The organism is Hymenobacter terrestris (assembly GCF_013377905.1).
GTDB classification, from domain to species: Bacteria; Bacteroidota; Bacteroidia; order Cytophagales; family Hymenobacteraceae; genus Hymenobacter; species Hymenobacter terrestris.
Map to the genome: position 1 here is coordinate 1 of NZ_JABKAV010000086.1, position 11,764 is coordinate 11,764.

Genomic DNA, 11,764 nt, shown 5'->3' on the forward strand with positions numbered 1-11,764 from the left:
CTTTACGTTTTCTCATCCGGCAGCCGTGTTACTGCTCATGGCTCTGCCCAAGCACTGGCGCTCCGCAACGGGCCTGATAATCGGGAGCATGGTTCCGGACTTCAAGAAGTTTCTGCGCATGAGCGCCCATGACTCCTATAATCATACCTGACGCAGTATTTTTTACTTCAACTTGCCCCTGGGTATTCTGCTGGCCCTGGCGTTTCATCTGCTTCTGCGCGATGCCTTGATTCTGCATTTGCCCCGGTTTCTGCGGGAGAGGTTTGCCGGCTTTCGGGGGCTCGACTGGCTGGGCTACCTGCGCAAAAACTACCTGGTGTCTCTGATTTCCCTGCTCATCGTCATTGTGTCGCATCTGGCCTGGGAAAGCTTCACGCATGTGGAAGGGCGCGGGGTACAGCTGTTTCCGCAGCTGAAGGCGCACCTGTTGGAAGGTCCGTTCCAGACGCGGCTGTATGCACTGCTGCAGAAGCTGACTTCTGTGGTAGGCGCCGCCGCTATGGTGGTATATATCTGGCGCCTGCCCACTACCAGGCTGGCCCCACCCAAAACCAGCCTCCGGCTGTTCTGGGGGTTGGTGCTGCTTCTGAGCCTACTGATTATCGGGGTGAGGTTGGTGGTGGGGCGTGGGGTAGAGTTCCACAATAGCTACCTGCTCTCCATTGTTCTTATTTCCGCCGGCCTCACCAGTCTGCTGCTGGCGCCCGTGCTGCTTCCGGCCTGGACTATGCTGCTTGCGCGGCCAAAGTAGCAACTGGTATATGCGGCAGCGGTGTTGACTGTTTCCGGGCGCTGGCAACCCGCAAAGCCGGGGCGTGGCCAGTTTTCGGAGCCCAGTTTTACTAGCCCTGCAGGGAGGCGTAACCTGCGCAATTGCCGTTTAAATTCGCTATATTAGAGTATAGCGTTGCTGGTATGGAGTTGAGGATGCAGGCATTCGCTTGATTGGCTGGGATTGGGTCTGAAGAAAGCTGCACTTGCTGTCCGGAGCAGGAAAATCGGGCCCCAGTGTGGCGCAGTGCCCAGGCAAAGCCGGGCTAGGTGCCGCTACCCGGCGGGACTCTTTCTCAGCCGGATGTACTTTCAGTTTTCTGCCATGAAAACGGTGTTTGTGCTCATATTGTGGTGGCTGAGCCCGGTACTCAACACGCCCGCCACTGCCCAGCCCGATGCCCGCCTCGACAGCCTTAAGCGCCTGCTGGCCCACACTCCCCCTGATACCACCCGGGCGCTGCTGCTGGTGCAGCTGGCCTACGAGCATACCCAGAGCAACCCTCTGGCTACCATTGCCTACAGTAAGCAGGCGCTGCAGCTGGCTCAGCAGCTCAATTTCCGGAAAGGCGTGTGTTGGGCCCTCATCCGGATGGGCTCGGGGTTCCGGGAAGCGGGCAACTACCCGGCCGCGCTGCAGGTGGGCCTGCAGGGGTTGCACCACGCCGAGGACCTAGGCGACCCCGAGCTGATTGGAAGGGCCAACAACGCGTTGGGCTACCTCTACTGGGAGCAGCAGAACAGCCGCCCAGCCCTGGCTTATCTGCTGAAAGCCAAGGCCGTGGCCGAAACCATCAGCAACCAGAAGCTGCTGACGCGCGCGCTGGGCAACATTGGCAACGTATACTACCAGCTCAACCGCCTCGACTCAGCCCTGCTGTACCTAAAGCAAGGCTACGCCCTTGATCTGATCAACAAAGACCTGATCAGTGAGGTAGGCGACGCGGCCATGATGGGCAACGTGTATGCCAAGCTCGGCAGCCCCCGGCTGGCCCAGTACTACTACCGGCGCAGCATCCGGCGGGCGCGGCCCCAGCGCGTTACGTTTGCCTTGTGCCGGGCATATCTGGGCCGGGCGCGGCTGTTTGAGCAGGCCGGCAGCCAGTTTGCCGACTCGGCTATTTACAGCGGAAAGCAAGCCCTGCTGGCTGGTCAGCAGGGGCACTACCCCAAAGGGGTGCTCGAAGCCAGCCAGTTTCTGGCCGCGGCCTGGGTGGCCCGCCAGGATAGCGCCCAGGCTTTTCGCTACCTCATGCTGGCCAGTGACACCCGCGACAACCTGTTCAGCCTTAGTAAAATGGCCCAGGTGCAGGCGCTCGATGTCAGTGAGCGGCTGCGGCAGCAGGAGCAGACCGACCAGGAGGAGAAGGCCGCCGCCGACCGCCGGCAGCTGTGGCTGATTGCGGCGCTGGCCGGGGCCTTGCCGGCCCTCTGGCTGCTGTGGCGCAACAACCGCCTGAAACAGTACACCAACCTGCAGCTCAACCGCCGCAACGCCCAGATTGGCGCCCAGCGCGACCGGCTGCGCGAAGCCCTGGCCGAACTGAAAGCCACCCAGAACCAGCTGATGCAGCGCGAAAAAATGGCCTTCCTCGGTGAGCTGACCGCCGGTATTGCCCACGAGCTGCAGAACCCGCTCAACTTCGTGAAAAACTTTGCCGATGTAAGCACTGAGCTGGTGGAGGAAATGACGAGCCAGGAGCGCGACCTGTCCCGTACCAACGGCGTGGATCAGGAATTTCTGGCCGGGCTGAAGGTGAACCTCCAGAAAATCAGTTTGCACGGGCAGCGCGCGTCGTCCATTATCCGGGATATGCTGGAGCACTCGCGCTCCGGCCCCGGCCCCGGCCAGCCCACCGACCTGAACGCCCTGGCCGATGAAGCCCTGACCCTGGCCTACCAGGGCTTCTGCGTCAGCAACCCCACGTTTAAGGCCGCCCTCACCCGCGACTTCGATGCTCAGCTGCACCTGGTGCCGGTTATACGCTCCGATATGGTTCGGGTGCTGCTGAACCTGTGCACCAATGCGTTTTATGCCGTGCGTCAGCGCCAGCAGCAAATGCCCCCTGGCACCAGGTATGAGCCTGCCGTAACCATAAGCACCCGCCGCACCAACGGCCACGACGTGGAAATAAGGGTGCTCGACAACGGAATCGGCATGCCCGAGAAAATCTGCTCCAAGGTGTTTCAGCCCTTTTTTACCACCAAGCCGCCCGGCGAAGGCACTGGCCTGGGCCTGTCGCTGTGCTTTGATATTGTGGTGCAAAGCCACGGCGGCACACTAGGGGTGAAATCAAGAGAAGGCGAGTTCACGGAGTTAACCATTCGCCTGCCGTACCGCTGAGGCACTTTCCCTCTGGCCGGTACCCGTCTGCTAGGTGCTGCGGACTGTTGAACCCTAGGTACGCAGTGGAGCCAGCCCTGCTGAGCTGGTCGAACCGAAGGTCGCCGGAGGCAAACCTCTCTACCGCTGGCTAACGCTACCGGCCCAGCAACGCTTCAACGAAGCGGTAGAGGTGCTTTGGTCTCTGGCTTGATGCGCGACTTGCTTAGCCTGACGTGCTTATTACTAGGGCAACCTGCTAGCCCAACCTCAGCCGGGCCAGAGGTCTGCCTCCGGCGACCTTTGGTTCGGCTGCGCTTGACCGGCGGGCGGGGACAAGCCCCGTACCTACGATGTTCTGGCGTTTCCGTGCTGGTGGTACCGTTCAACGGAGGACGGGGACAAGCCCCGCCCCTACGTCGTGCTGGTAGCACCGTTCTAATAGCACAGTGCCGGTTGTGACAGCACTGTTCCATAGCCAATGGCCGCATTACGCGGCGGCGGCTACTGGCGCTGAGGCGGGCAGCAGCTCGGCCGGGTGGGCCAGTGCCAGCGGCAGGCAGATAACGAACTCCGTGTACTCGCCTTCGCGGCTTTCCACGCTTAAGGTGCCGCGGTGGCCTTTGGTGATGATGTCATAGCTCAGCGACAGGCCCAGGCCGGTGCCTTCGCCGGGCGGCTTGGTGGTAAAGAAGGGCTCGAACACGTGCTTGCGTACGGCTGGTGTCATGCCAATGCCGTTGTCGCGCACAACAATGCGCACGCCGGTGGGCGTTTGCTGGGTGCGCAGGCATACTTCAGGCTGGAAGTTGGGCCCCAGCAGCCGCTGCTTTTCGCGGAGGGCATAGAACACGTTGGCCAGCAGGTTGAGCAGCACCCGGCACACATCCTGCGGTACCACCCGCAGCCGGGGCAGCCGCGGGGCCAGGTGCAGGCTGAAGTGCGAGCTGAACCCCGGGTGCTCGATCAGCCAGCTTTCGTAGGCCCGGTGCAGGCAGTCTTCGGTCAGGGCATTGAGGTCGGTTTCCTGGGCCTGGCCGCTGCTGGCGCGCGAGTGCTCCAGCATGCTTTTCACAATGCGGGCTGCGCGGTGACCGTGCTGGTTAATACGCACTTGGTCTTCGCGCAGCTCGGCCAGCAGCTCCGCGCTCAGGGCCCGGCCGCTGGCCGATAGGGGCTCCTTATCCAGCCCGGCCACCAGCTCTTCGAGCAGCTCCAGGCTTAGGTCGGAGAAGTTGTTGATGAAGTTGAGCGGGTTCTGCATTTCGTGGGCCACGCCCGCCGTCAGCTCGCCTAGCGAGGCCAGCTTCTCGTGCTGCACCAGCTGCGCCTGGGTGGCCTTTAATTCAGTCAGGGCCTGGTCGAGGTGGTCGCGCTGGACGGCAATCTGCTCGTTTTTATCCTCCAGGCGGCGGTTGCTGACCTGTTTGAGGTAGATGTTGCGCATCAGCAGCGCCGTCAGCAGCAGCACGCCCGCCAGGCCCGCCAGCAGGCCATACAGCTGCTGGCGCTGGCGGCCAGCTTTCTGGGTCTGGAGCTGGCGGGTTTTAGTGAGTAGCACAATCTGGTTGCGCCGCTTGTCCAGTTCATAGCCGTAGCGCAGGGCGCTGGTGCGGCGCTGCGTATCCTCCCCCGACAGCGTATCGTCGTAGGCCATCTGCAGGGTCCGGAAGCGGTAAGCCTCCCCGAATTTGCGCTGGCCGGCATAGGTTTCGGCCAGCAGCCGGGCCGCCTCGCGGCTGATGCTGTTGTTGCTGCTGCTGCTCCGTTGGCTGAGCACCAGCGCCGAATGCGCCAGCGCCAGCGTGCTGTCGGGTTGCTGCCGGAGTTGGTAGGCGCGGGCCAGAGTCAGCTGCAGGCCCGGGATGTTGTAGCCGTCGCTCGGGGTGTTGCGCACCAGCTGGCGGGCCCGTTGGCCATGGGCCAGGGCCGCCCCCGAGTTACGCATCCGGCTGTACATTTCGGCCAGGCTTATCTCGGAGCCGGCCTCGCCCTGCTGGTCGCCCTGCTGCCGGTTCAGGCGCAGCGCCTGCTGGTAGCAGCGCAGCGCCCGGGGCCAATCGCTCAGCATCTGGTACGAGTCTCCGAGCATACTCAGGGCAGTCAGTACCAGCTGATGGTCGCCACGTCGGCGGCCGGCGCGTAGCGCGGCCTTCAGGGCCGGCAGGGCTTCGGTGTAGTTGCCGGTTTGGTAGTGGGTAATCCCGACGATGAGATTCAGACGATTCTGGGTCTGCAGATCGTGGGCGCGCTCGGCCAGGGGCAGGCCGCGCAGGGCGGCTTCCAGCGCCTCAATGGGGCTGGCCTGCACCATGGCCAGGGTGCTCAGCTCCAGCCAAGCCCGGCTCTCGCCCTGGTAGCCCCGGCGCAGGGCATAAAGCGCCTGGGCCCGCCGGGCATACCGGTGGGCCACCGTAAACTGGTTCTGGCGCCGGTACAGGTTGCTGAGCGCCAGCATGGCCTCGCCCTGCCCCAACGAATCGGCCAGGGCCAGGGCCAGCCGCAGGGCCTCGTGACTTACCTGGGTGGCTTTCCCAGCATCGGTGGTTTTCAGTAAATGGGCCAGGGCCTGCAACCGCCGCACGCGCAGGGTATCGGGCCGGCGCTGGGTGCGTAGCAGCTGCCGCAGGCTATCGGGGCCGGCCAGCTGGCCGAACACGGGCGGCACTGTTGCCAGCAGACTCAGCAGCAGGGCAATCAGTAGGGGTTTCATGGGGGTGAGCTCAGAAATTCAGAACAGCGCGGGGCCGGCCGCTGCCAGCCCCAAGGCCCCTGAAAAACGAATGCTGCCGGCTGCCTTCCGTCACCTGGGGCCTGAGTGGCGGTTCCGCCTGCCGGTTTGGCCTACCAGTTGGGGTTATGGATAAGTCCTAAGGTCGTGTCGTTCGGTGTAGCCTGCAAGCCTTGCCCGAACCGAACGATGCCCATAGTAATGTACCGCCGGATGGGCAGCCTAGTTAGAATGGGATAGACTACTACATTAATCGGGGGCAATGCAACCTGCGCGCCACTCTGCTGCGCAATGTGTATCCCCTGTACTACCCAATTGGCATCTATTAGGGGCAGGAAAAAAATGTCGTTAGCGGCCTGCTTCGCAAGTATATTTACGTCATTGGTCTGAGTGACACGAATTTCGTAGCCCAGCTTCGACTTAAATACCGCTGTGGGCGGCCCAGCCGGACTTGGTGCTTCGCCCCCCGTCATTTGCTGGTAGAACTCAACACCCTGCTTCCAAGTGGCGGGTGAGAAATATATCTCCTGTGGTTCGTTGAAGTCGTCAGCCGCCCGGACGGGGATGGGGAACAGAGTGGGGTCGTTCATAGCGCAAGAGGGAAAGTGCGATAGAAAGTATTTTGGTTAGCTAATATAATCAATTTTGATATATAATTAAAATATTTATTTATAAAGTTATATAAATAAAAAATTCTTATATCTCTATAGTATACCTAGGCGGCCGTAGTGCAAACTGATAGAAGGGTTATAGCATGAAGCTCCCGCTTTGCATATAATTGCTGACTTCCGGACAATTCCGCTTAACGACACGCGAAGCGGAAGCTTCGCGCTACAGCCCTGCTGCTTCTTCAATTATAAGTCGTAAACTTCCGCTTGGCGTCGCTGCTTTTGGCTGAATAGTGTGGGGCAGCACAATGCCGGTTGCTTTGCTTCCTGGGAGTTGAGGGCAGCTAACGGCCGGCCCACTCGGCTAGTAGCGCAGGCACCTGGGGGGCGTCGTCGGTGAGCCAGTACAGGGCCATTTCGGGGTCGTCGAAATACTGCGAGTCGAAGCTGATGGAAGGCTGCACTAGGTCGTGCAGGGCATCGATGGCCAGTTGGTGGTAGGTCTGGTGGCTGCCAACAATTAGCACCAGCCGTTCGAGCGGCATGGCCAGCAGGGCGGGCATAAAGTGCGTGCCCAGCCATAGCTCATCGTACACCGTCAGCAGCGGCACGGTGCGCATATCGATGAGCAGGCGGCGAATGGTGTGCGTGCGGGCCAGTGCCAGCAGGGCCGTCACATCGGGGCGGCGCAGCGCTGATTCGGTACCCATACGGTACTCTACCCGCAGCATGCCCGATTCCGCATCGGTTTGCAGGCAGAAAGCAGGGATATACTGATGAAGCATGCAGCGAAATAGGGCGGAGGCAGCCGGCAACAGGCTGAAAGCACCAACGGAATGGCCTGGCTTACCGCAAAACAGCAAGCTAGGCGCGTGGCAAGCTAATAGAAAAGACTTGTTCCGGCCCAACGAGCGCAACATAACTATGAAAGTCAGGTTTTAACCACTCAAGCGCCAATAGCTGCCGCCATGTCGAACACACGCTCGGCGGGATGCGTATGCCGGTAGTGCCCCCGCCCAGCCGGCCCGGTAGCGCGCCTTTCTTCTACTCCGATTCTGCCTTATGTCTGCCCCAACTACCCCCGCCCCGCTCAACCCCGACGGCTCGCGCCGCACCTTTATGAAACAGGCCGGCGGCTTTCTGGGGCTGGCCCTGGCCCCGCCCTTCCTCAGCCAGGCCGAGCGCCTGACGGCCCTCTCGAAGAAGGTAGAAGGCGTGTCCACCATCAGCTTAAAGGTGAACGGCACCGTGCGCACCATCCGGGCCGAGCCCCGTGTAACGCTGCTCGACGCCCTGCGCGAGTACCTCGACCTGACGGGCTCCAAGAAAGGCTGCGACCACGGCCAATGCGGTGCCTGCACCGTGCTCGTGGATGGCCGCCGCGTGAACAGCTGCCTCACGCTGGCCATCATGAGCCAGGGCAAGGAGATTACCACCATCGAGGGCCTGGCCAAGGAAAACGGCGAGCTGCACCCCATGCAGGCCGCCTTCCTAAAGCACGATGGTTTCCAGTGTGGCTACTGCACCCCGGGCCAGATTATGTCGGCCGTAGCCTGCGTGAAGGAGGGCCATGCCGGCTCCGAAGCCGAAGTACGCGAGTGGATGAGCGGCAACCTGTGCCGTTGCAGCGCCTACCCCAACATCACGGCCGCCATTCTGGAGGCCAAGGGCCAGATGGGGTAGGGGAGTTGGTATTTAGATGCTGTTCGGACGGAATTAAAGAACGTCATGCTGAGCGAAGTCGAAGCATCTCTACCGCAGCACTAACCCTATCACCTAACTGTCACTGCAACGAAGCGGTAGAGATGCTTCGGCAAGCTCAGCATGACAGTTTAATTACCCCACTATTCTCGCTCAAGCACCCTCCTCCAGACCCTACCTACCATGAATAACTTCTCCTATATCCAGGCCGATAAAGCCAAAGAAGCCACCGCTGCCAAGCGCGATGATAAATCGGCCGCTTTTGTGGCTGGCGGCACTGCGCTGATTGATTTGATGAAGCTCAACGTGGAAAACCACGGCCAGCTGATTGACGTGAACATGCTCCCTTTCCGGGGCATCGAGATGACCAAGGACGGCCTGCGCATTGGGGCGCTGGAGCGCATGAGCGACGTGGGCGAGCATCCGTTGGTGAAGCAGAACTTCCCGGCCGTGTCGGAGTCGCTGCTACTGGCAGCTTCGGCGCAGCTGCGCAATATGGCCAGTATGGGAGGCAATGTACTGCAGCGCACCCGCTGCGGCTACTTCCGCGACACGGCGTTTCCGTGCAACAAGCGCGAGCCCGGCACCGGCTGTCCGGCCCTGGAAGGCGACAACCGTAACTTGGCCATTCTGGGCACCAGCGAAACCTGCATTGCCACCAGCTACCCCGGCGACCTCTCAGTGGCCCTCACGGCCCTCGACGCGGTGCTGACGCTGGAAAACGCCAAGGGCAAGCAGCGGCAGGTGCCCATCACCAAGTTCTATCTGCTGCCCGGCACCACGCCCCAGCGCGAAAACGTGCTCGAAGCCGACGAGTTGATTGTGGCCATCACCATTCCGCAAACGGCAGCGGCGCGCAAATCGAAGTACCTGAAGGTGCGTGACCGTAGTTCCTACGCCTACGCGCTGGTATCGGCGGCGGTGGGACTGGAGGTGCAGGGCGGCACCGTTCGGGCGGCCCGCGTGGCGCTGGGCGGCGTGGGGGCTCAGCCTTGGCGCAGCTTAGAGGCCGAGAAGGCGCTGGTGGGCCAGCCCGCTACCGAGGCCACATTCCGGGCTGCCGCCGAGCTGGCGCTGCGCGGGGCTAAGCCGCGCGAGCACAATGCCTACAAAATAGAAATGGCGAAGAATACGCTGGTACGGGCCTTGAGTGAGGTAGCCGCTTAACTACGCTTTCTCGCAGAGGTAAGAATGAAGTCTTCTTCTTGACTGCGCATATATCTGTGCAACCCTCTGCGAGCAAACAACTACTGAACTGACATGGAAACCAACCAGAAAAAAAACGCGCCCACCAACGTAGTCGGTAAACCCCTGGACCGCGTGGACGGCCCGGCCAAGGTAACCGGCGCGGCCCGCTACTCGGCCGAAATAAATGTGCCCGGCACGGTGCACGGGGTGCTCAAAACCAGCACTATCGCCAAGGGCCGCATCACAAATATCGATACTGCGGCGGCGGCCAAGGAGCCAGGCATTATCAACATCTTCACCTACCAGAACCTGCCCAAGCTGGCCAAAACGCCCAAGCAGATTGAGAAGTGGCGAGGAGCCCAGAGTTACCTGCCCATGCTCGACAACCAGGTGCACTACGCCGGCGAGCCAGTGGCGCTGGTAGTGGCCACTACGCTGGAGGCGGCTACTCAGGCGGCGGCCCTCATTAAGGTAACCTACCAGGCCGAAACGCCCATCGACTCCTACCACGACCCCAAGGCCGAGCTATTCGACCCCCAGAAGATTCAGCAAGGCAAGAAGGACGCCCACATAGTGCGCGGCAACCCACAGCAGGCCTACGACGGCGCGGCCGTGAAGCACGAGGCTACTTACGTGCACGCCATCAACCACCACAGCCCCATGGAGTCGGCCGCTACGCTGGCCGTGTGGGAGGGTGCCGACAAGCTGACGGTGTACGAGGCCAGCCAGAACGTAACCATGCACCAGGGCAACCTGGCCGAGTTGCTGGGCATGCCCCGCGAGCAGATTCGGGTGGTGACCAAATACATCGGCGGCGGCTTCGGCTGCAAAGGCTCGTTCTGGCCCCACACCATCCTCACGGTGCTGGCGGCCCGGGCCGTAAACCGGCCGGTGAAGCTGGCTCTTACGCGCCAGCAGATGTTTACTGGCGTCGGCCACCGCGAAGACCAGGAGCAAATCCTAAAGATGGGCGCTACGGCCGAGGGCAAGCTGGTGTCCATTGTGCATACCAAAAAAGCCACTACCTCGCCCTGGGACAACTACACCGAGTCGAATGGTAAGGTGATGGACATGCTGTATGCCTGCGAGAACTACTCGACGGTGTACGAGTTGGCGCGGGCCAACGTGATGACTTCGGTGTGGATGCGCGCCCCCGGCGAGGCTCCGGGCTCGTTTGCGCTGGAGTCGTCGATGGACGATCTGGCCAACCAGCTCAACATCGATCCGCTGGAAATCAGGCTGCGCAACTACGCCGATTACGACCACAGCAACGGCAAGCCCTGGAGCAGCAAAAGCCTGAAGCAATGTTACTCGCGTGGCGCGGAATTGTTCGGCTGGAGCAAGCGCAACCCCAAGCCCGGCCAAACGCGCAGGGGCAAAATGCTGGTGGGCCACGGCATGGCCTCGGCCACCTACCCTGTGCACAGTTCGCAGGGCACCGCCCGCGTCCGGTTGTTTGCTGACGGCCACGCCGTAGTGGAGGCCGGTGCCACCGATATAGGCACCGGCACCTACACGGTTATGACGCAGGTTTCGGCCGATGCGCTGGGTTTGCCGCCCGAAAAAATCCGTTTCGAGTTGGGTGATACGCGCCTGCCCACGGCCCCCGGCTCGGGTGGCTCGGTGGCAGCCGGCACCGTAGCCTCATCCATCATGGCTGCTGCTGAAGACGTGTGGGATAAGGTGGTGAAGATGGCGGTGGCCGACAAGAAGTCACCGCTGTACAAAGCCAAGCCCGCCGATGTGAAGGTGGAGCTGGGCCGCATGTTCCTTAGCAAAGACCCTAAGAAGGGTGAAACACTTCTGGCGGCCCTGGGCCGTAGTGGCCAGCCCGACATTGAGGGCAGCGGCACCGGCCGGTACGGCGCGGGCTACGAGGAAAAGAACTTCGGCCAGAACGGTGCCGACCCAAACAACGACAACAAGGAGAAGAAGTCGGGCGGCCATTCCATGCACTCGTTTGGCGCCCATTTCTGTGAGGTGGAAGTCGACCCCGATCTTGGTACGATCCGGATAACCCGTTGGGTCGGCGTGCATGGCGCGGGCACCGTCCTGAACCTGAAAACGGCCACCAGCCAGATGGTGGGCGGCGCTATCTACGGCATCGGGGCAGCCCTGATGGAGGACACGTTCCGCGACCCCAACTTCGCTCGCTACACCAACGCCGACCTGGCCGGTTACCACATTCCCGTCAACGCCGACATTCCCAATATTCAAGTGGAATTTGTGCCCGAAACCGACCCTTATATCAACTATCTGGGCGTAAAAGGCATCGGTGAGTTGGGCATGGTAGGCGTGGCCGCCGCCGTGGGCAACGCCGTGTTCAACGCTACGGGCCGCCGCCTGCGCAGCCTCCCGATGACACCTGACAAGGTGCTGGAGGCACTGCGGCTGCCAGCGTAGTTTTTGCTATTAGTGAGAGGTAGGGGCGGTGGGGGTGCC

General features: G+C 61.6%; 7 protein-coding genes and 1 pseudogene. 5 read left to right on the top strand and 3 right to left on the bottom strand.

Translation table 11 applies throughout. From position 1 onward, the window contains the following. Positions 1-751, top strand: a pseudogene (locus HW556_RS16845) (DUF4184 family protein); the annotation flags it as partial. A 345-nt stretch (positions 752-1,096) separates the two neighbouring features. Continuing rightward, positions 1,097-3,115 (top strand): ATP-binding protein, encoded by a 2,019-nt coding sequence (locus HW556_RS16850; protein ID WP_176901289.1) that lies wholly within the window; start codon positions 1,097-1,099, stop codon positions 3,113-3,115. A 469-nt stretch (positions 3,116-3,584) separates the two neighbouring features. Here the strand turns inward: HW556_RS16850 and HW556_RS16855 are convergent, their stop codons facing one another. The 3 genes from HW556_RS16855 to HW556_RS16865 all read right to left on the bottom strand — a co-directional run bounded on the left by HW556_RS16855 (position 3,585) and on the right by HW556_RS16865 (position 7,218). Further along, a complete protein-coding gene (locus HW556_RS16855) occupies positions 3,585-5,807 on the bottom strand; it encodes a tetratricopeptide repeat protein (protein WP_176901290.1) in 2,223 nt (740 codons plus the stop codon). A 131-nt stretch (positions 5,808-5,938) separates the two neighbouring features. Next, positions 5,939-6,415, bottom strand: a complete 477-nt coding sequence (locus HW556_RS16860) for a hypothetical protein (protein WP_176901291.1) — start codon at positions 6,413-6,415, stop codon at positions 5,939-5,941. 362 nt (positions 6,416-6,777) lie between these two features. Then, complete coding sequence (locus HW556_RS16865; RefSeq protein WP_176901292.1) at positions 6,778-7,218, bottom strand: hypothetical protein; 441 nt, start codon at positions 7,216-7,218, stop codon at positions 6,778-6,780. Between the two features lie 277 nt (positions 7,219-7,495). Here HW556_RS16865 and HW556_RS16870 point away from each other — a divergent pair, with 277 nt between their 5' ends. The 3 genes from HW556_RS16870 (at position 7,496) to HW556_RS16880 (ending at position 11,725) form a co-directional block, all read left to right on the top strand. Beyond that, entirely contained in the window at positions 7,496-8,116 is a 621-nt protein-coding gene (locus HW556_RS16870) for a (2Fe-2S)-binding protein (protein WP_176901293.1), read from the top strand. A gap of 201 nt (positions 8,117-8,317) precedes the next feature. Then, on the top strand, positions 8,318-9,301 hold the full coding sequence (locus HW556_RS16875; protein ID WP_176901294.1) for an FAD binding domain-containing protein: 984 nt from the start codon (positions 8,318-8,320) through the stop codon (positions 9,299-9,301). Positions 9,302-9,394: 93 nt separating this feature from the next. Then, positions 9,395-11,725, top strand: a complete 2,331-nt coding sequence (locus HW556_RS16880) for a xanthine dehydrogenase family protein molybdopterin-binding subunit (protein WP_176901295.1) — start codon at positions 9,395-9,397, stop codon at positions 11,723-11,725. The last annotated feature ends 39 nt before the right edge of the window (positions 11,726-11,764 follow it).